General features: G+C 54.9%; 16 protein-coding genes. 7 read left to right on the forward strand and 9 right to left on the reverse strand.

From position 1 onward, the window contains the following. Window positions 1–101: 101 nt before the first annotated feature. A complete protein-coding gene (locus tag ABID47_RS27455; protein ID WP_089548479.1) occupies window positions 102–1,178 on the reverse strand; it encodes an SDR family oxidoreductase in 1,077 nt (358 codons plus the stop codon). Window positions 1,179–1,432: 254 nt separating this feature from the next. Here ABID47_RS27455 and ABID47_RS27460 point away from each other — a divergent pair, with 254 nt between their 5' ends. Further along, window positions 1,433–2,560, forward strand: a complete 1,128-nt coding sequence (locus ABID47_RS27460; protein WP_354501539.1) for a GNAT family N-acetyltransferase — start codon at window positions 1,433–1,435, stop codon at window positions 2,558–2,560. Between the two features lie 93 nt (window positions 2,561–2,653). On the opposite strand, the gene ABID47_RS27465 is transcribed toward ABID47_RS27460, so the two are convergent. Beyond that, window positions 2,654–5,197, reverse strand: coding sequence for a beta-mannosidase (locus tag ABID47_RS27465; RefSeq protein WP_354501542.1), 2,544 nt, complete (start codon window positions 5,195–5,197; stop codon window positions 2,654–2,656). A gap of 732 nt (window positions 5,198–5,929) precedes the next feature. Further along, window positions 5,930–7,843 (reverse strand): ATP-binding protein, encoded by a 1,914-nt coding sequence (locus ABID47_RS27470; protein WP_354501545.1) that lies wholly within the window; start codon window positions 7,841–7,843, stop codon window positions 5,930–5,932. 241 nt (window positions 7,844–8,084) lie between these two features. Here ABID47_RS27470 and ABID47_RS27475 point away from each other — a divergent pair, with 241 nt between their 5' ends. Together ABID47_RS27475 and ABID47_RS27480 are read left to right on the forward strand one after the other, a co-directional pair. Beyond that, on the forward strand, window positions 8,085–9,014 hold the full coding sequence (locus ABID47_RS27475) for a hypothetical protein (protein ID WP_354501547.1): 930 nt from the start codon (window positions 8,085–8,087) through the stop codon (window positions 9,012–9,014). 74 nt (window positions 9,015–9,088) lie between these two features. Continuing rightward, the gene (locus tag ABID47_RS27480) at window positions 9,089–9,328 is read left to right on the forward strand and encodes an NHLP leader peptide family RiPP precursor (protein ID WP_076173667.1); all 240 of its coding nucleotides are present in this window, start codon (window positions 9,089–9,091) and stop codon (window positions 9,326–9,328) included. Window positions 9,329–9,413: 85 nt separating this feature from the next. Here the strand turns inward: ABID47_RS27480 and ABID47_RS27485 are convergent, their stop codons facing one another. After that, window positions 9,414–11,318, reverse strand: coding sequence for an ATP-binding protein (locus ABID47_RS27485; RefSeq protein WP_354501550.1), 1,905 nt, complete (start codon window positions 11,316–11,318; stop codon window positions 9,414–9,416). Window positions 11,319–11,675: 357 nt separating this feature from the next. On the opposite strand from ABID47_RS27485, the gene ABID47_RS27490 reads away from it, so the two are divergent. Then, window positions 11,676–11,840, forward strand: a complete 165-nt coding sequence (locus tag ABID47_RS27490) for a hypothetical protein (protein ID WP_167372908.1) — start codon at window positions 11,676–11,678, stop codon at window positions 11,838–11,840. Between the two features lie 72 nt (window positions 11,841–11,912). Further along, a complete protein-coding gene (locus ABID47_RS27495) occupies window positions 11,913–12,347 on the forward strand; it encodes a hypothetical protein (protein WP_354501553.1) in 435 nt (144 codons plus the stop codon). Between the two features lie 90 nt (window positions 12,348–12,437). Here the strand turns inward: ABID47_RS27495 and ABID47_RS27500 are convergent, their stop codons facing one another. Beyond that, complete coding sequence (locus ABID47_RS27500) at window positions 12,438–13,472, reverse strand: YeiH family protein (protein ID WP_411829664.1); 1,035 nt, start codon at window positions 13,470–13,472, stop codon at window positions 12,438–12,440. A gap of 218 nt (window positions 13,473–13,690) precedes the next feature. On the opposite strand from ABID47_RS27500, the gene ABID47_RS27505 reads away from it, so the two are divergent. Further along, window positions 13,691–14,593: a LysR family transcriptional regulator gene (locus ABID47_RS27505; protein ID WP_116234085.1), complete on the forward strand. Its 903-nt coding sequence runs from the start codon at window positions 13,691–13,693 to the stop codon at window positions 14,591–14,593. On the opposite strand, the gene ABID47_RS27510 is transcribed toward ABID47_RS27505, so the two are convergent. The 4 genes from ABID47_RS27510 to ABID47_RS27525 all read right to left on the reverse strand — a co-directional run bounded on the left by ABID47_RS27510 (window position 14,578) and on the right by ABID47_RS27525 (window position 18,012). Next, window positions 14,578–15,393, reverse strand: coding sequence for a formate/nitrite transporter family protein (locus ABID47_RS27510; protein WP_116234255.1), 816 nt, complete (start codon window positions 15,391–15,393; stop codon window positions 14,578–14,580). The two genes, ABID47_RS27505 and ABID47_RS27510, sit on opposite strands and share 16 nt — an antisense overlap. Window positions 15,394–15,740: 347 nt before the next feature. Further along, window positions 15,741–16,754, reverse strand: a complete 1,014-nt coding sequence (gene moaA, locus ABID47_RS27515; protein WP_354501557.1) for a GTP 3',8-cyclase MoaA — start codon at window positions 16,752–16,754, stop codon at window positions 15,741–15,743. Between the two features lie 95 nt (window positions 16,755–16,849). Then, a complete protein-coding gene (fdhD, locus tag ABID47_RS27520) occupies window positions 16,850–17,656 on the reverse strand; it encodes a formate dehydrogenase accessory sulfurtransferase FdhD (RefSeq protein ID WP_435530680.1) in 807 nt (268 codons plus the stop codon). A gap of 8 nt (window positions 17,657–17,664) precedes the next feature. Then, window positions 17,665–18,012: a Na-translocating system protein MpsC family protein gene (locus ABID47_RS27525; protein WP_076173660.1), complete on the reverse strand. Its 348-nt coding sequence runs from the start codon at window positions 18,010–18,012 to the stop codon at window positions 17,665–17,667. 334 nt (window positions 18,013–18,346) lie between these two features. Between ABID47_RS27525 and fdhF the strand changes: the two genes are divergently transcribed. Next, on the forward strand, window positions 18,347–21,283 hold the full coding sequence (gene fdhF, locus ABID47_RS27530; RefSeq protein ID WP_354501560.1) for a formate dehydrogenase subunit alpha: 2,937 nt from the start codon (window positions 18,347–18,349) through the stop codon (window positions 21,281–21,283). Window positions 21,284–21,288: the final 5 nt, after the last annotated feature.

Below are 21,288 nucleotides of genomic sequence, written 5' to 3' on the forward strand. Positions count from 1 at the left end.
AAGCATATATAAGCAAAGAGGCTGCATCCCTGCAAAATCAGGGGCAGCCTCTCTTTTTTATACGTTGGGGATATCATAGGCATGACGGCCAAACCTACACGTTACGGAATGACCTTACGCCGGCGCAAATCATCGAAAATGTTCATAAACATCTCTTCTGTATCCACGTACTCATGGAAGCCAAAGCGGCGGGCTTTGGTCCCGTCGGCGAAAAAATCGTAATCCCAGGAGAAGACAAAGTCGCCGAAGCCCCAGGAAGAAACCTCTTGATAAGAATGCGGGGCCAGCCCGTGCTTTTGGACCATGTCATTCCACAACGGCTCCTTGTCGGCCATAACGACGTCCAGGGACATCTGAAGGGGCGGCGCCGTCTCCATTCCAAAGTAAGCGGCGATCTTCGGCCACATCTCGTTCCAGCGGAACAGATCCCCGTTGTTGATATTGAACGCCTGATTCGCGCATCGCGGATCGGTTGCGGCCCACACGGTAGCTTTGGCAAGAAGCCCGGCATCAGTAACCTCCATCAGCGTATGATAGGCCCCCGGTTTCCCCGGAAAACGGAGCGGAATGCCCAGTTCCTTGGAGATAGACGCGTATACGGCGATAACCATGGCCAGATTCATCGGATTGCCCAATGCAAAACCCGCTACCACCGAAGGACGAATGGCCGACCACGTCCAAGCTTTTCCCTGCTGCCGTTTCTCCAAAAACTGCTGCTGATCCACATTAAACTCGGGCGGCATATGACCGGCATCCGATTCCTTGGCCGGGGTTTTGAACGGGCCGAGATGCGCACCGTACACTTTGTACCCCTGCATCAGGCTGACATGCCGCAGCCCCGGCGATCCCGCTTCGACTGCCTCGACGCTGTTGACCAGCATGGCCAAATTCGGCGCCACCAGCTCGGCCCAGGTCGGACGGTCCTGATAAGCGGCGTAGAAAAGATGCGTCACCTCGGGAAGCGCGCCCAGGCGGCGCCGGGCATCTTCCGGGTCCAGCAGATCCGCCGCGATATAGCGGACCCGCTCCCGGTCCTCCCCTCCCCTCCGGGATACCCCGATCACTTCCCACTCCGGCAGCGTCAGTAGATAGTCGATGAGATTGCGTCCAATCACCCCATTGGCCCCGACGACCAATGCCACTTTCCGTTCTTCCTTAACCGATTTATGATCATTCATGGAATGTCAGCTCCTTTGTATATTGTGCTTGGTGATGGCTCTATTGTGCACCCGGATTGCGCCCTCGGGAAGTACGCACTTCAAAGTCATTTAAGCACTTTTTTGTAACGTTGGAGCAGACAACGGCTTTCCGGGCATCTGTTTTTTTCAATAGAGGAAATGGTTCACCTGTCTTCACTTTATCCCGTTAGAGGGCTATACTTATTCTCGACCTATTAGACAACAAGCAAGACGGATGAGGAGGCATATATAACTTGGAGATTCGGCTGCTTTATTCAAATGAATTACAACAGGCCGCAGACCTGTCAGACCTTGTATTTGGCAAACCCGGCCAGCCCTCTATGGGCAAATCGTTTCCGGCCCTGTTTCATCCGGGCGTCAGCCATTCATACGGCGCGTTCACCGATGAGGGCGAGCTGGTGGCGTTCATGGGACTGGCGCCGGACGTGGTGCAGATCGGGGAAGCCAGGCTGAACGTGTTCAGCATCGGTTCGGTATGCACACACCCTGACTTCCGCGGGCAAAATCTGGCCAGCACGCTTCTGGCGGAATGCATGGACCATGCACGCCGCTCCGGAGCTTCCCTCGTATTCGTATCCGGCGGCCGTTCCCTGTACCGCCGAGCAGGCTGCTACGATTTTGGCAGAGTCCATTATGCCATGCTGGATAGCGGCAGCGCGGCAGCCCTTTTGCAAGCGGATACAGAAGAATGGAGCATTAGCCCTATGCGGCCGGAGGATACGTTCGGCATCTCTGCGATCCTCTCCGGCGCATCCCCGGCCTATGAGCAGGGCCCCGCACAGCTGCTCACGCTGCTGGGCAGCAGCGCCATCGCGGACATCACCATGATGCGCCAAGAGACGCTTACCGCTCGCAAAGACGGCGCGATCACAGCCTTTCTGGCCGCTGCCGTGCCAACGGCTCCTGAATCCTCGACGTCCGGCGAACCGGCCAAGGCCGTCGAGTGGGGAGGCCATCCGCATGCCGTCGCCCGGCTGCTGGCCGAAATGCTCCAGCGCCACCAGATTCAGCGCTTGGAGGTTCCAGTGCCTTGGCAGGAGCAAGCCCTGCTGAAACTGCTGCAGCAGGCCGGCGCCGCGGTCCAATCCGGCCCGAACAGCGGCACCGTATGGATCGCGGACGCCCACAGCCTGCTCAGGCAGTGTTCCCCGCTGCTCAAGGTGGACTGGAAATCCTTTATCCGCATCGATGAAGCCGGCGGCAGATCATACACGGTCACAAACAAGGGACAGGAACTCGTGCTGGATGACAGCGGTTTGCTGTCGCTGCTGTTTGATCCCGAGTCTCCCCACCTGGCCGGGGCTCCGGAGGATTTCTGTACGATACCTCTGCCTTATTTATCCGGACTGCATTATATTTAACAGCAGCGACTACAGCGCTGATGCATACGCGTCCAACCCAAAGAAAAGGAGCCGTCCCGGGATATCCGGTCGGCTCCTTTGTATGCCAACATCCTATTTTACGATAAAGTCTGCCATCGATTTCACTTCGATCCGGCCCGGTCTGGCCGGGATGAACGGCTCTTCCCCTTCCGAACGGGCGTAAAACTGTACGCGCTGCTCCCTGCCCGGGATCAAATCGAAGAAATTGTCGCTGAAGCTGCCCTCCGCCTCGCTGGAAATCCATACTTGTTTGGCCAGCGTATCCGTTGTAAGAATCAGCGTATGACCCTCGCTGCCCTCTTCTTCCCGTACCGTGATATTCGCTTTGGTAAACGCAAACTCCTTAGCCGGCACAAAATAATGCTCCTTGCTGTCCACCACCTGACCGGACACTTCAAGCCGGACGAGCAGAAACGTTTCCTGAGGGCGGCTTCCGCCCAGCAGCTGCTCCACGGAGCAGGTATGCACCTTTTCCGATGTGTTCGGGCTTATGCTGAAGCTCTCCGCCGTTTCCTGCAGGACGTTTCCTTTCAGGTCCATGACCTGCAGGCGAAGATTTCCGGACAGCGGCTGAAGCACATCGGAAAGGACGTAAATGTCCAATTCACCGCCGCGCGTACCGTCAATGGAAACGGCGATGTCTTGGAAGCTGCGTTTGGCGTAATACTGGAGCGCCTTCCAGCGGCCGAAATAATCCATTCCCGCCCAGGAAGCCACCGGCCAGCAATCGTTCATCTGCCAATACAGCGTCCCCATGCAGTAAGGCTTCTTGCGGCGATGCGCCTCAATCGCCATCTTCATGGCCTCCGCCTGCAGCACCTGGCTCATATACAGGAAGGATGGAAAATCCTTCGGCTCGTTCATGTACATATCCATATACTGCTTGATTAGACGGTTGCCCTGCCCGTTCTTCTGGTGGGCCAGCATCACTTCGGATTCCAGAGCCAAATCATGCTCTTCGGCATAACGGCGAACCGATTTGTATTCCGGGAACGACTGAAAACCGTATTCGCTCATGAAACGCCCGATGTACACGTTATAATTTTCAAACGGCTCCACATTGTGCCATACGCCCCAGTAATGTATGTCCCCGCCGGTGGAGCTGTTCGTCGCATGCTGACGAATGTCCCCGGTCAGCTCGATCATCGGCGAAGATGGCCAGTAATCGGCCTGCGGCGCATATCGGGAAATCGCTTCCGGCAAAATCCGGTGGAAGATCGCCTCATAATCCTGCCACAGGCGCTCGCGGAGTTCCGGAGTATACTGCTGCTTCCAGCCCCAGCCGGTATTTTCGGAATAGTGGGACCAGGCCGTATCGATTTCGTTATTTCCGCACCATAACACAATCGAAGGATGATTTCTCAGACGTCTGACGTTCTCCTCCGCTTCCAGCCGAACATTTTCCAAAAAGGCTTCGTCGCCGGGGTACATGCTGCAGGCAAACATGAAATCCTGCCATACCATCAGGCCGTATTCGTCACACAGCTCATAGAAAGCGTCCTGCTCGTAAATTCCCCCGCCCCAGACGCGCAGCATACTCATGTTGGAGGCTGCTGCACTGGCAATCTCATGACGGTAGCGTTCGTAGGTTACTTCGGTAATAAAGCTGTCGTTCGGGATATGGTTGGCCCCCTTAGCGAACACCGGTACTCCGTTCAACTCGATATAAAAGGTGGAGCCGGCCTCGTCCTTATCGCGGACCAGCCTGACCGAGCGCAGGCCCGTTTTGACGCTTTTCTCGGCTGTCACGCCGCCGTCAACGATCAGCTCCGCACGGAACTCATACAAATTCGCCTCACCGAGTCCACGGCACCACCACAGCTTCGGATTGTCGATCACCAGCGGGAGTTCCACCGTTTGGGCGCCTTGTGACAGCTGGACCTGCTGGTCCCAAGTCTGACCGTCCGCGCTCAGGCGAACCAGCGCTTCCCCTTCCAGGTCTGATTCCAGCTCGATCACGGCCGTTATCTTTGCGGACGCTGCCGTAACCTCCGTCTGATCGATGTACACATCCTGAATTCGGCTGTGATCCCATCCTTCAATATAGACATCCCGCCAAATGCCGCTGGTCACGAAACGAGGCCCCCAGTCCCATCCGTAATGATACGGCGCCTTGCGGGCGAATACGCTGATTTTCCGGTCTCCAAGTCCTCCGACATCCGACTGGTCATTTGTTGCCGGCAAATCGTAGCCGAGGCGCTCCAGTTTGGGAAGATCCTCCTGGACCGGCGAGCGGAAACGCACATGGACCGTATTGTCCTTCGGCTGCAGCACATCCTTGACATCGGCCTTCCATGTGCGGAACATATTATCCGCCTGAAGAACAGGTTTGCCGTTCACGGCGACGTCCGCATAGGTGTCAAGCCCTTTAAAGACGAGCTCCAGATGCGGAAGGGACAACAGCTCCTCCGGCAAATCGAACCGGCTTTCGTACTCCCAATCCTGCTTATCGATCCACTGCACTTCCTTCTCATTCGTTCCGTAGAACGGATCCGGAATTTTGCCGTTGGCAAGCAGATCCGTATGTACGCAGCCCGGTACCTTCGCCTCCATCCATTCCTGGTCCTTGCAAGCCTTAAAGCTCCAGCTGCTGATGTTCCATTGCGTTTTGTCCATGATATCCTCCTGCCATTGCTCGTATTGTCCAAAGAAAGTTAGCATAATTTATTATAACAAAACTAACAATCTAGTAAATGATCATTTTCCCCACCAGCCGGATGTTTTCAACATCTTCGGATCACCGGGAAGGGACGGCACGAGGGCCAACCGGGCCCCTATTTTTTTGCTCCTGTAGATAACATCTCGGCCGCCCCATCATACACTGCAATAAGCCCTCTGGCTTCAGCTGCGGCGACAAGCTGTATAAATCGATTTCAGATGATCAAACATACATCGGTTTCTTTCCCCAGTCTATTTTCTCTTGGCCTCGGAACGACCCGAACGGCAGTAACATAACTTACTGTGAGTTCGTTAAAGCACCCTGTCATCGTTTTTTAAAGAAGGATTCTCACGCAAAGGAGTGTCTTAACGTGAAACCAGTGAAATCGGCAAAGCCAAGGAAGCGGGTTAAATCAAGATCAAAACCGGAGAAACCCGTTCGAATCAGCGGTTTGGTCCCCTCCGCAACCCCGGGAATGGGAGCAGGCGGGAGTATCGGTGCGATGAGCACCGGAAAGCAGCTTGCCTTTATTTCCGCTTTTCTGTTCCTTATTGCCGCAACGATCAGCTTATATCTGGCCTGGATAGACCTCCATGGAGGGAACGCTCCTGAAGAGCTATTTTAAACGCAAAAAAAATGACGCCGATGCAGGCGTCATTTTTTTGTTCCAGTGTATGCGGATCACGGGATTATTCCGCTCCCTGTTCGCCGGATGCGGCGGCCGGGAAACGGACGGTCATCACCGTACCGGCGCCTTTCTTGCTCTCAATCTCGATCTTTCCCTGCATCACCTCAATGATGCGGAACGTGACCATCAGTCCGAGCCCGGTTCCTTTCGATTTGTTGGAGTAATATGGCTCGCCGAGCCTCGCCACCTCTGACGGCTCCATCCCCTCTCCATTGTCGGCGACGCGAATGACGACCTGGCCGTCCTCCCGGTAAGCCCGGATTTGAATGTGGCCTTCCTCCCTCAGCGCTTCAATGCTGTTCTTAATCATATTGATAAAAGCCTGCTTGAACTTCGACGAATTGCCGTAAACGTACAAGTCTTGGGGAATATCCGTCGTCATCCGGCCGCCTTGAAGGTTAGCCAGGGGGATCAAGATGCCCTCGATATGCCGGAATTCATACCCTACATTGAGCAGGGATACCTTCTCCGCCTCCGGCTTGGCAAACGTAAGAAAATCCGTAATAATCCCCGATGCCCGGTCCAATTCCTCAAGCGCCAGCCGGAGATACTCTTTCTCCCGGTCCCTCGACTTCTCCTGCAGCAGCTGCAGAAAGCCGCGGGTGACCTGAAGCGGGTTTCTCACCTCGTGTGCAACCGAGGCGGCCAGCTCGCTGATGATTTCCATTTTCTCCGACCGCTGCAGCTCGCTGTTAAACATTTCAAGCTCCCGGGAATACACGACAATCTGCCGATGATTATGGGCAAACTTCCGGCCAAGGATCATGATGAGGCTGATCACGAAGCCAAGGACTCCCCATTTCCACCAGAACAGCACGTAGTCCCCCTGACGTACATAGAACCAGACAAGTTCACCCAGCGCCGGGATGGCAAACAAGGCAAATCCCGAAGCAAACACAGCCGCGTCCCTGTTTCCTTTGGAGGCGTAGGATATGGCGCTGGCCGCCAAAATCATCAGCAGAACGATCATAATGCAGCCGAGCACCTTGACGGAAAATAAATAATAAATATCGGAGAAACGGCTGCCGCTAAGCAGGTTGATGACCATAAACCCGAGGCAAAAGAGCGAGTACCCTGTCTGGAATTTACGGCAAATCCGAATGATCAGCATGTAGCCGGGACCAATGGTTCTTTCAAAATAATAGGTTATCGCCGGTAAGAGCGACAGCAGGCCAAGGTCAAAAACGACCTGAAACCATTCTCCATAGCTTCTGAACAGACTGTACACAAAAGGAGAATAAGTCAGGATCATGAGCCCGATCGACAAAATGACTACCGTCAGTGACAGCCAGCTGTTCCGCTCACTCCGGTTCAGGAGTACAGCCGAAATCAGCATAATCAGCGCAATGAATATAAACGAGCTTCCCAAAACGATATCACCCAGATTAGCCTTGATCAGCTTGGTCAACAGCGTCTGGTAATCGCCGGCCCACACGGGACCGTCCATGCCGATCCGGCCGCTTCCCCCCTGAATTTTCATGAGCAGCGTTTGACCGGCGTCTTCACGGCTGAGCGGAAGCAGGATATGATGAACATCGTACCGGTAATCCCGATCGATTTCGTATCGTTTCTCTTGACCGACGTAGATGTCGATTTTGATTCCATAAACCGGTTTGAGCAAAATGGCAGGCGTATTCCAGATGAGCGCCGGCAGCTTCGTTTCGAACCATCCCGCCTTCTCTTCCCCGGTGCTGAGCTGCAGCGGCTGCTTCATCCGGTACGGCTCCCACCCGGAAGCCGGCCCGATGCCGTCCGTGCTGCGGCTGCCTGTACCTACGCCCTCCCATGTGAACCGCCAGTCCGTCAGCGGCTTTAGAGCCGGTTCGGAACTGCCGTAACAGGAGGCGGCAAGCACAAGCTGGATGACTATACATATCGCCGCCGCGATGATGCCGTATTTTCTCGAAGCTTTCATATGTGCACCTCTACCGAATGTTAGTGTACCGGAACCAGCGGTCTGCAGCCTCGCATCCGGTTCTTTCAATTTCGGATTTCATAAATTGGAAATATATGCTAAACTAATCAAAACCTCAACTAAACTTCATATAACAACATACACACAACCTCATACTCATAACCAGTCAACGGCTCAATGATGTCTTCAGCATCGGATACCGCCGCTTGGAACAACAATTCTATCTAAAAAAGGTGATTATATGGAATGGTTAGAGCGTTATGAAGCCGATTTGTCGTATGTATTCCGCGAAACCGAGTGCATCATTGCCGCGTTCCCCTCTCCGTTGAACACGAAAGGCCTTTCCTATTTAAGCCATTTTAACCCGCTCGAAGAAAACAGCGCCAAAAACTATATCTGCTATTTGCTGCCCTTCTGGCTGATGGAAACGGCAGGACTTTCCGCCGAAGACGCCCGGAAGCTGTCGATCGGCAACGTTTGCGCCATGCTCTATTTTTTCATTCAGGACGATTGCATGGATTCCTCCTCGCCCCAGGACAAGGAGCAGCTGCCGCTGGGAAATTTGCTGTACCTACAGTTTCTCGACATCTACCGCGGCTACTTCCCCTCAGCGTCCCGGTTCTGGTCCTATTTCAGGCAGTACCTGCATGAATGGGCGGAAGCCGTTACCAATGAGCACACGGCCGACTATTTCCGCGTGAATCCGCTGTTCATCGCGCGCAAGGCTGCGCCGCTGAAGCTGTCGAGCACCGGAGCGCTGCTCCTGTCGGGCGGGGAGGAACAAATTCCGGCCGTGACCGACTTGCTCGAACACGTACTGGCTACACTGCAAATGGCGGACGATTGGGCCGACTGGCGGGAAGATCTTGAGGAAGGCAGCTATAACAGCCTGCTCTCGCTGATCCGGTCGCAGTTTGCCCCCGACGAACCGCTCACTGCCGATCGTGTCGAGCATTATATTGCCGTTCACGGCATTCTGCGTTCATACACCGCCGTGGCGGAAGCCAACCATGAGCACATCAAGCAGACCCCATTGAACATTCCCCAGCTGCTTTCTTTTCACGAGCATATTCTGATGTCGATTCAGGACGACGCAAACCGGATCGAAGATGAGAGAAACGCCTTGAAAAAAGGCGGATTAAGTTTATGGATGTTAAATAATATCAAATAATGATAGATTTATAATTTATTCCATGGTATACTTATAAAGGTAATATTAACCATTTTGTTGAAAGGGTGATTCTAATGACAGCAGAAGCTATCCTTCACAACCAAGTTATTCAAAAAGCCTGGGAAGACCCAAGTTTCAAGGAAAGACTCCTGGCCGACCCTAAGGCCGCAATCAAAGAAGTGCTCGGTATTATTTTACCTGAACACATCAAAGTAAAGACAGTGGAGGAATCATCCAACGAGTTTTATCTCGTGCTTCCCCCAAGTCCAACAGAAACGGTCAGAGCGGCCGCGGCGCCGAAATACTCCTGGTAATTGAGACTACACACCTCATCTTGAATATACATAAATGATGAAAGGGTTGGGAACAGCGAAGTTCGCCACCTTACCGTCAAGCGGCTTATACAGCCGCTGATGGAAAGGAGACGACCGCTTCGGTTCCCACCCCTTTTTCGCTTTTGAATTCAAGACTTCCCCCCATGGCTTCCACGATGCGGAACGTAACCATAAGACCAAGCCCGGTCCCTTTCGTCTTGTTGGAGAAATACGGCTCACCCAGCCGGGCAAGCTCCTCCTTGCTCATCCCTTCCCCATTGTCCTGAATATGGATGACAACCCGCTCGTCCATTTCGTAAGCCCATACGTTAATCTGACCGTCTCCGCTAAGCGCCTCGATGCTGTTCTTCACCATATTGATAAAAGCCTGCTTAAATTTCGAAGAGTTCCCTTTCACCTGCAGATGGTCCGGAATACGCATGTCGATCTGGGCGCCCTGGAGGTTCGCAAGCGGTACGATGACGCCCTCCACATGCCCCAGCTCCTCTTTGACGTTCAGGACGGAAATCCGTTCAAACTGCGGCTTGGCAAAGGTCAGGAAGTCGGTGATGATGCCTGCGGCCCGGTCCAGCTCCTCCAGGGCCATCGTCATATAGATTTTATCCTGGTTTCTGTACTTCTTGGTCAGCACCTGCAGGAAACCGCGCGTCACCTGAAGCGGGTTCCGGACCTCATGGGCGACGGATGCCGCCAATTCGCTGATGATGGCCATTTTCTCGGAGCGCTGCAGCTCGTTGTTGAACATTTCCAGCTCCCTTGAATATTTTACAATCTGTTCGTGATTGATGGTATAGTTCCGGCCGAGGATCAGCATCAGGGAAATGATAAATACAGCCGCCCCCCACTTCCACAGAAACAGGTCATAGTTGCCGTCCTTCAAATAGAACCAGACCATTTCGCCAATGACCGTCAGGCCGAACACCGCAAAACCGACGGTAAGAATCTCGGCGCTCCGGTTCCCTTTCACGGCATGGATGATCGAATTGCTGACGAGCAGCACGGCTTGTACGATCATAACGATTCCCAGAACACGGACCGACAGAAAATAATGGATACCGAACAGTTTGTCGTTCAGCACGATGTTCGCCAGCATGAAGAGCAGGCAGAATGCCGAATATCCGATTTGAAAATACAACAGCTTCTGGATCACCGACCGGTACCCGCTGCCGAAGATCCGTTCGATAAAATAGGTTAGTGACGGAAGCAGCACAAACAGCGCGACATCCCATAGGCGGGTGTAGAGCTTGCCGTAATCCTTGTAAAAGGTATAAAGAAACGGGGAATACGTGATGACCAGCACTCCGGCGGAGGCGATCACCAGACTCAGTGAAATCCAGGAGGCGTTCTGCTCCTTTTTCAAAAAAACCGAGCAAATGAGCATGACGAGCGCAATAAAGACAAACGCGCAGCCCAGTATGATATCGATCAGGTCTCTCTTGACGTAGTTGTCCAGCAATTCCGGATAGTTCCCGAGTTCAATGCCGTGGCGCAGTCCAATGCGGTCCTTGGCAGATTGAACGCCTATGTAAAGTATTTTATCGGAATCATTTCTCTGAAGGGGAGTTAACACTTTGTTGTTATCGTAAATATAGTCGCGGTTTGATTCGTAGATGGGGGTCGTGCCGATAAAAATCGCAATGTTCTGTCCGTATATCTTAGGGATTAGCATGGAGGGGATGTCCCAGTTCAAGGCAGGGAGCTTCGTTCTGATCCATAATGTCGATGATGTTCCGGGCCTCTTCGGCAAAGCCATACCGGATTGATTCGGGCTCCAGCCTTCGCTTGCCGTTACGGATCCGGGAACTGCCGCAAGATCCGGGCTGTCCGCCCATTTGACCTCCCACTCGGTAATCCAACGCTCTCCACCCGTCTGCATCGCCCCAGCAAATACCGGTACCGTCACAAACAGCAGCGTCAGGCAAGCGATCAGAGCGAGCTTCGTGATTACGGATTTGGGGAAACCCTTCATAAAACACCTCAAAAGTTAATATTTGTAAATTTTCAACTGTTATGTAGATTCGCTATCATCATCGTCCACTCCTTCCTGTTCTTTCGGTCGTCGTCAAAAAATATATCATTTGCATAAATATACATATAACTTGGAGAATACTGGCGACATTATTATATTTATGCATTTGAAAACATAACAATCCCCGGATTGACTTCAACCTGAGCGCAACTGCCTTCGGAGTTACACAAGCCGAGATTTATTTAATCATACCACTTTTTCCTAAGTATGGTAACGATGTTTCACCTTCAACGGGTACGTTTATTAAAGTAGCAAACAACAGAGACTTCCCGATCTGCGCTGAAAGGAGGATTACCCATGAGTGAATTCCGCCGGAACAACGTTGAGGTTGAGCATAAGGAAGTTCAGCAGAAGTCCGATTCCAGTCTTGTAGCAGCCACTTTTATCAAATATGCCGCGTACATTATCATTTTTTTCGGTTTCCTCTACTTCTTGATCCGATACGTATTTCCTAAGTTTTAATTCGGGAGCGGATATACGGGCTCAATTCGGGTAACGGTAAGGAAAGAAAATACGCCAAAGGAGATGGATGACATGGCTGATGAGTATAATAAGAATATCAAAAGCGATGCCGATTTGACCTATGAACGCTACGACCAGCAGCGCGAGCTTCCGCCCGAGTTTGAGCTGCCCCGGGATGACTTCAAGGATACGGGAACATACACCAAGCAAAGCATCAGCCGTGAGCCGGAAGCGGAGGACGTGGAATTCTATGTTCGGTCCGACATGAGTTCCGAGCTTGGGGGCCGGGACTCGGTTCCAGCCTCTGGCGGGACGTCCGGCGCGTATGCAGGTGAATCCTCGGCCGTAAACGAACTGACGGAGGACGAAGAGCTGCCGGACGTTCCGGATGCGGACGACATTTCGGCGAACAGTCCGGTCGATCCTTCCGCGATCGCCATGGTGGAGGATATGCACGGAACGGACCTGATCAATGGATATGACGGCGACGATTCCGAAGAACTGTAGCCGGTACTTTCATTTAAGATTGTAAAAAAGAGGACTCCGCCGTTCCCGGCCGGAGTCCTTCTTTAAGTGCTGGCCGGTACGTTCCGGCGTTTATGCTAATCCCAGCGCCTTGACCAGCACATATCCGACGCCGGCAAGCAGGCAGGAGCCGAGCAGCGCTGCGGCGAACGGCCGGCCCCCTTTGCGCCCGAACACGGCAAAGTCGACGTTCAGGCCAAGACCGGCCATGGCCATGGCCATCAGCATATAAGCTGCCGTGACGATCTGCGAGGCAGCCGATTCCGGCAGGATGCCCAGCGTATGGATACCGCTCATCACCAGGAAGCCAAGCACAAACCATGGGATGGGAATACGGGTTCTTTCCCCCGGTGCGGTGCGCCCGCCCTTGCGGCTGCTCCAGAGGCCGACGAGAACGGCGACGGGCACAAGCAGTGCCACGCGAGTCAGCTTGACGATGACGGCCATATCTTCGGCCTCCTTGCCCCCTGGCGCTGCTGCCGCGATGGCATGGGCGACTTCATGGAGCGTGCCGCCCGCAAACACGCCGTAACCGGCCGGCGACAGGCCGAGCAGCGGATACAGGCCGACGTACAGCAGCGTAAACAAGGTGCCGAGCAGGGCAACTACCGCGGCGCTGACCGCCGTCTCCTGCTCGTTCGCCCGAACCTGCGGCGCGATGGCGGCCACAGCCGCCGCCCCGCAAATGGCCGAACCGCAGGCGGCCAGCAGCGACATGACCGGATCGACCTTCATCAGCCGGGCGATGCCGTATACCGCGAGCAGCGTCACGCTGATATTGACCGCGGCCAGCAGCAGAACCTTCGGCCCGGCATGAACGATGTCCGCCAGGTTCAGCCGCATGCCGAGCAAAATAATGCCCAGCCTGAGCAGCTTTTTATTGGAAAAGGCGATGCCGGGCATCGCGTACTCCGGCACGCCGGCGAATGCGCGGTAAACCATGCCAAGCAGGATGGCCAGCACCAGCTGCCCCATGATGCCGAGAAAAGGCAGCAGCGCCAGCCCCTTGGCCAGCAGTGATAATACAAACGTGAGGCAGAGCCCCAGCATATAAGCGTTCAAATTGCGCTTTTTGCGCGGCAGGGCCGATCCCTGAGATGCAATCATGATTCATTCCTCCCGTCCGTAGCCTGATCATTCATGCGGCTATCAATACGCTCACTATAGAATGTCCGGCTCCGGAAGGGAAATACCGATTTGCTATCCCGATCATCAGGATAACTTATGATTGATTGCAGCCCTCCCCCACGTTACACTGAGTGTAATCTTCAGCGCCGCCTTAGCCTCGCTTGCCGCTGAAGAAATGATGAACAGGAGTCAACGCCATGATCACAGACACACTAAAGGTCTTCGTCACCGTCGCCGAAGAGCGCAATTTCTCCCGCGCCGCCAAGCTGCTCCATCTGTCCCAGCCGGGGGTTAGTTTGCACATCCGGAACTTGGAAGATGAGCTGGGCGCGAAGCTGATGCTCCGGTCCCCGAAGCAGGTCAGACTGACCGAGGCCGGCGAAATCTTGTTCCGGAAGGCCAAGCAGATGCTGGCGCTGTACGAGGAGGCCCAGCAGGAGATCCATCTGCTGCGGGATGTCGTGACCGGCTCCTTGAGCATCGGTGCAAGCTTTACGATCGGCGAATACATCCTTCCGGCCGTTCTCGCCGAATATGCGCACCAGTACCCCGACGTCGATGTGCAGGTTCACATCAGCAACACCGACAACATCGTGCACGATATCCGCGAAGGGCGGTTTCACATCGGTCTGGTTGAAGGCAGCACGACCGCCAGGGACGTGCAGCTGACCACGTTCATGGAGGACGAAATGGTGCTCGTGATGTCGCCCGACCATCCCCTCGCCGCCTACAAATCGATTGATCCCGGCATGCTGCAGGACCAGGTGTGGGTCTTGCGCGAAAGCGGTTCGGGCACGCGGGCCTACAGCGACCGGCTGATTGAGGAGGGAGGACTTGCGGTCAAGCGGAGCTTCGTCTTCAGCAGCAGCCAGGGTGTCAAGGAAGCGGCCGCCGCGGGCCTCGGCATCGCTGTCCTCTCTCGCTGGGTCGTCCGCAAGGAGCTTGGCAGCGGCGAGCTGTGCGAGGTCAAGCTGAAAGGAATGAAGCTCGGCCGGAACCTGCTGATGGTTCAAGGCAAAGATCAGCCGGCCGGCATGGCGCTGCTCAAATTCGTGCATATTTTGGAGCAGTACGCCAAGCGGCATTACGCCGATTTATGATTCGCCTTCTCGGCCAGAGGCAGCATGGAGCCGGCGGGCTGGCGGTAAGCGGCGAAATACGCAAGGGCCACAAAGACCGCTCCGCCGATCAGGTTGCCCAGGAACACCGCCGCGAAGTTCGGGAAGTATTGACTCCAGCTCATCTGTCCGGCAAAGATCGCAGCCGGAATGACGAACATGTTCGCGACCACGTGCTGAAAGCCGATGGCGACAAACGCCATGACCGGAAACCAGATCCCGACGATTTTTCCGGTAACATCCTTCGCGCCGTAACCGAGCCAGACCGCCAGGCAGACGAGCCAATTGCAGCCGATGGCCGATACAAAAGCCTGCAGGAACGAATCATGCACCTTTGCTTCGGCCACAGCAACCGTTTTGGCCAGAAAAGCCCCTTCCGTCAGCCCGGCAACATGCCCGAAGAAATAGGCGACGAACACCGCCCCGATAAAGTTGGCGACCGTGACGAGAATCCAGTTTTTGAGGACGGCGCCAAAGCCGATTTTACGGGAAAACCACGCCATTGGAAGCGTCATCATGTTACCCGTTAATAGTTCCCCTCCGGCCAAGACGGTCAGGATCAGCCCTACTGGGAAGACAGCTGCACCCAGAAATCCGGCGACCGAGCCCCATTCCTTCGGAGCCGTTCCGATGACACGGATATCCAGCAGAAAACCAAGCGCAATAAACGCGCCCGCCAGGAAGCCGAGAATGAGGACCGCGGGCAGCGGCAGTTTGGCTTTCTTCTCCCCTGTTTCAATGGCAATATCACGAATTTGCTGCGGTGAATAAAAAGACGACATCGTACCATTCCTTCCATTTTCCTTCGTAACTTTGTTCGATAAAAGCCTGTGTTTCACAAAAAAATCCATTTTCACTTGTTCTTTCCAACAACAAAAAAACCGCCACAAATCAAACCCCGGCCCTGCAGCCGAAAGTTGATTGACAGCGGTTAATTCCCCTACCCGATTCCTATAGGGAGATCAAACACACATGACACGTAACGAATAGGGCAGGTGCAGTCCCTACATCCACCCCATTTGTCTATGACATTTCATACATATGATAAACACCGGTTCATAAATTTGTCAACAATTTTAAAAAAACGATGACCAACGACCATTCTAGGAAGCCAGACCGGAACAAGCCGTCATCCGCCGATCCTGGACATTTCCACCTTGGCTTCCCGGCCCGTACCGGTGCCGGCTTTACCGCGGTCCAGCGAATACCGGTCATGCCGTCCTTCCCAAATGGCTGTGATATGCTCCGCGATCTCGTCGTCGGTCGCGCCTGAACGCAGCCATTCCCTCAGATCATGCCCCTTCGTCGCGAACAGGCAGGTGTAGAACATGCCGTCCGCCGATAATCGGCCCCGCGTACAGGTGGAGCAGAAGGCGTCGCTGACGGATGAAATGACGCCAATTTCGCCTTGGCCGTCAAGAAACCGGAAGCGGGAAGCCACCTCTCCCTCATAATTGGGATCGGCAGGCGCCAGCGGAAACTCGGCGTGAATCCGCTCCAGCATTTCTCGCTTGCTGACGACCTGATCCCAGTTCCAACCGTTCGTATTGCCGACATCCATATATTCGATCATGCGCAAAATATGGCCCCGCTCGCGGAAATAGCGGACCATAGGCAGCAGGGCATGCTCGTTGACGCCCTTCTGCACCACCATGTTAACCTTCACGGCCAGGCCTGCTTCGGCGGCGGCGTCAATGCCCTCCAGCACCTGTGCCACCTTGGCCTTTCCGCCGTTCATCGCCAAAAAAGTGTCGTCATCGAGCGCATCCAGGCTGACGGCGACGCGCATCAAGCCCGCCTCACGCAGCGTCCGGGCGTGCCGGGCGAGCAGGCTGCCGTTCGTCGTCAAGGCAACGTCCTCCACGCCAGGGATCCGGGACACCTCCCGAATCATATCCGGAAGCTCCTTGCGCAGCAGCGGTTCGCCGCCGGTGATGCGGATTTTGCGGGCCCCGAGGCGGGTGAAAATCCGCGTAATCCGCACCGTTTCCTCGACGCTGAGAATATGTTCCCTGGACAAAAAAGCGTAATCCTTGCCGAAGATTTCCTCGGGCATGCAATACCGGCAGCGGAAATTGCAGCGGTCCGTCACGGAAAGCCTCAAATCTCTGAGTATACGGTTGTATTGATCATGGGTTTCCATGATGATCCCTCCTTCATTTGAAGCTGCAAATTCCCTTGATGTGGGCTGGTGCCCGAAACAATTCGTGCTGCTGCAGCAGGTACGCCTGGGGCCGCTCAGGATTGCGGCCTGCACTCCACAATGCGGTGCGGGTGGGTATACACGTTGCAGGATTGGCCGCGGATAAAGCCGACGGCCGTAATGCCCAAATTGTCCGCCAGCTCAAGCGCAAGCTCCGTTGGCGCCGATTTGGAAAGGATGACGGCACAGCCGATTTTCGCCACCTTCAGCAATATTTCCGAGGAAATTCTGCCGCTGAACACGATAATTTTATCATCCACCGCGATGTCGTTTTTCAGGCAGTAACCATAAATTTTATCCAGCGCGTTATGCCGCCCGATATCCATTCTCGACAGAAGGATCCCGTTTCGGTCGCACAAAGCGGCGTTATGCACACCGCCCGTACGGTTAAACGTCTCGGCTCCCTCCTGCATCTCCCGCACGAGCCGGAAGCAATCGTCAAAGGACAGCTCCACCGGAGCCTGGTCCAGCACCTTGGCCGTTTTCGCATCATTGAAAAACACAAAGCCCTGCCGGCTGGCGCCGCAGCAGGACGTGACGTACCTTTTGCTGTATAGCTGGCGATGGAGTGGACTCCACTTGCTCACAGACGCGTGAACGAACCCCTCCTCTTCCTGAACCCATAAGTCCTTGATTTCCTCAATGCTTGAAATGACGCCTTCCGATGCGAGATAACCGACAGCCATATCTTCAATGTATTCGGGCGTACAGACGAGGGTCGCAAATTCCTCGCCGTTGATTTTGATCGTTACCGGATGCTCGTTCACGACCAAGTCGGTCTTTTCCGCCATCTTTCCCTGTTCGTACCGGATCATGCCCGGCCTGCTCGTCACAGCCTCCATCATCGGCTTCATCCCTGCTCTATATTTTTCTCGAACATAAAGACCGAAACGGCCATGTCTTCTTCCACCTTGATATCCGTAAACAGATGGATCAGCTTCGATCCGCACAGCTCCTCCAGCCCTTCCGGGACCTGGGATTTGTACAGCTCCTTGATCATGTGTGTTCTCGCGCTGTGCACCATCTTCTTGCCGTCTTCGGACTGTGCGATAAACTTTTCCGTAGGTGTGAAATTGCCGTGCATCCGGGTGATCGCCATGTTCTCGACAAACGTGGTATGAATGCGTTCCGGACCTTTTCCGAACGTATCTTTCCTCACTTTGCGAATGATATCGTTAAACGCAACTTCCTTCTTCATCCCATTCTCACCTCATCACAAGTTTAACACTATACTAAATCTTAGTAGGATTGTACAGAATAATTCAACCTTGTTTTTCTGCCGGGGCGTAGTATAATCATGACGAGAAAACATTTATGCCATACAGGCGCCGGAATGATCCATTAGTAGGCCAATGCTAATCGGTTACTCCACTACAACCTGCCGCGCACAATGATTAGCGGAGACGGGTTTAGTGGAGTTTTTTTGTTTTTATGGCCTGCTCTTTAGCTTATGGACACCCGCCGAAGCGCTGCAAACACCGGGACGCTTGGCGGCTCCATTTAACATTGGGGTGAAAAGGGGTTTTATGTTCGTGAACCAAAATCTTGTTAACATTACGCTCGACGGACAGGCGGTGGAAGTCACATCGGGCATGACCGTGCTCGAGGCGATCAATCTTGCCGGCCTGTCGCATCCGCAAATTTGTTATGTCCCTGAGGTAGACCCGATCCAGACGTGCGACACATGTATTGTGGAAATCGACGGGAAGCTTGCGCGCGCCTGCTCGACCATTGCCGTTTCGGGAATGAAAGTCAAGCTGTCTTCCGCATCCGCCAAGGCTGCACAGACGGAAGCGATGGACCGGATCCTCGAAAACCATCTGCTCTACTGCACCGTATGCGACAACAACAACGGCAACTGCAAGCTGCACAATACCGCCGAAATGATGGAAATCGAGCACCAGAAGTACCCGTACCGGCCGAAGGTCGAACCTTCGGAAGTCGATATGTCCCATCCGTTCTACCGTTATGACCCGAATCAATGCATTGCCTGCGGACAGTGTGTCGAGGTCTGCCAAAATCTGCAGGTGAATGAAACCCTTTCCATCGATTGGGAAGCAGACATCCCGCGGGTCAAGTGGGACAACGGGGTCGATATCAACGACTCTTCCTGCGTCAGCTGCGGCCAATGCGTCACCATCTGCCCGTGCAACGCCCTCATGGAAAAATCGATGCTGGGCGAGGCCGGCTTCATGACAGGCATCAACGAGGAAGTGCTGAATCCGATGATCGACCTCGTCAAGGAAGTGGAGCCGGGATACAGCGGCATCTTCGCCGTTTCGGAAATCGAAGCGGCGATGCGGGACACACGCACGCGCAAGACCAAAACGGTATGCACGTTCTGCGGCGTCGGCTGCTCCTTCGAGGTGTGGACCAAAGGCCGGAAAATTTTGAAGATACAGCCATCCCACGATGCGCCGGTCAACGCGATCTCCACCTGCGTCAAAGGCAAATTCGGCTGGGATTTCGTCAACAGCGAAGAGCGGATTACGACCCCGCTGATCCGGCAGGGAGACGCCTTCGTCGAAGCTACCTGGGATGAGGCGCTGAGCCTGGTCGCCGAACGCCTCGGAGGCATCCGTAAGGAGTACGGCAACCATTCGGTCGGCTTTATTTCTTCCTCGAAAATTACGAACGAAGAGAACTACGTGATCCAAAAGCTGGCCCGCCAGGTGTTTGAAACGAATGACGTGGACAACTGCTCCCGCTACTGCCAGTCTCCGGCGTCGGACGGACTGATGTCGACGGTCGGCATCGGCGGCGACGCCGGCACGATCCAGGACATCGCGGCAGCCGGCCTCGTCATCTTGATCGGCTGCGCGCCGGCCGAAGGCCACCCGGTCCTGGCGACCCGGATCAAGCGGGCGCACAAGCTGCACGGCCAGAAGCTGATCGTCGCCGACCTGCGCAAGCATGAGATGGCCGAGCGCTCGGACCTGTTCATCCGTCCGAAGCAGGGTACGGACTTCGTATGGCTGACGGCGGTCACGAAATACATGATTGACCAGGGATGGCACCAGCAGGCGTTTATCGACCAGTATGTCAACCAGTTTGCCGAATACCAGCAGCTGCTCGACACCTTCACGCTCGAGTACGCCGAGCAGGAAACCGGCATTGCCAAGGAGACGCTCATCTCGATCGCCGAGATGATCCGCGACGCCGACGGCACCGTCATCTGCTGGGGCATGGGCGTCACCCAAAACATCGCCGGATCGCACACGTCGGCGGCCATTTCCAACCTGCTGCTCGCTACGGGCAACTACATGCGTCCCGGCGCCGGAGCTTACCCGCTGCGCGGACATAACAACGTGCAAGGAGCTTGCGACATGGGCACGCTGCCGCCTTGGCTGCCGGGATACCAGCATGTCTCGAACGACGAAGCGCGGACGCGGTTCGAAAAAGCTTACGGCGTGGCGATTTCGCCGCAGCCGGGTATGGACAACATCCAGATGATCGATGCGATCGACCGCGGCGACATGAAGGCAATGTACCTCGTCGGCGAGGATATGGCCTGGGTCGACTCCAACGCCAACCACGTGCACGAGGTGCTGGCGAAGCTCGACTTCTTCGTCGTGCAGGACGTATTTCTGTCGCAGACGGCCCAGTTCGCCGACGTCATTCTGCCTGCCGCGCCGTCACTGGAGAAGGAGGGCACCTTCACGAATACGGAGCGGCGCGTTCAGCGCCTGTATCAGGTGCTGGAACCGCTCGGCGACTCTAAGCCGGACTGGTGGATCACGACCCAGATCGCCAAGCGTCTCGGGTATGACTGGGGCTATACCCATCCGAGCGAAATTTTCGACGAAATGGCCAGCCTGACCCCGTTCTTCTCCCAGTGCAGCTATGACGTGCTGGAAGGCTGGGGAAGCTTCATCTGGGGTTCGGCGAGCGGGGAACACACACCGCTGCTTTATACGGACGGCTTCTTCTTCCCCGACAAAAAGGCGCGCTTCTCGCTGGTCGGCTACGTTCCGCCGGTGGAATACCCGGCCGAATTCGATCTCGTTCTGAACAACGGGCGCCTGCTGGAGCAGTTCCATGAAGGCAACCTGACCAACAAATCGCACGGAATCAATCTGAAGCTGCCGGAAGTGTTCGTGGAAGTATCGCCTGAGCTGGCCGCCGAACGGGGCGTCGAGAACGGGTCCCTGGTGCGGCTCGAATCGCCTTATGGCGCGATCAAGCTGAAGGCGGTCATTACCGACCGCGTCCACCGCAACGAGCTGTACGTGCCGATGCACTCGGTCAGCCACGAAAACGCGGTCAACCTGCTCACCGGCAATGCGGTCGATGTCCGCACGCACACGCCGGCCTATAAGCAGACACGCGTGCGGATGCAGATTCTGAACGTGAAGGGTACCAACCCGCTGCCGCTGACCAATCCGCGCAACAAGAAACGCTATCCGCAAGAAGGCGTCGAGGTGCACCGGAAATGGAGCCGGCCGGATTATGTATCGCTCGTCGATTAAAGGAA

The organism is Paenibacillus favisporus, assembly GCF_040545415.1.
GTDB classification, from domain to species: Bacteria; Bacillota; Bacilli; order Paenibacillales; family Paenibacillaceae; genus Paenibacillus_AQ; species Paenibacillus_AQ favisporus.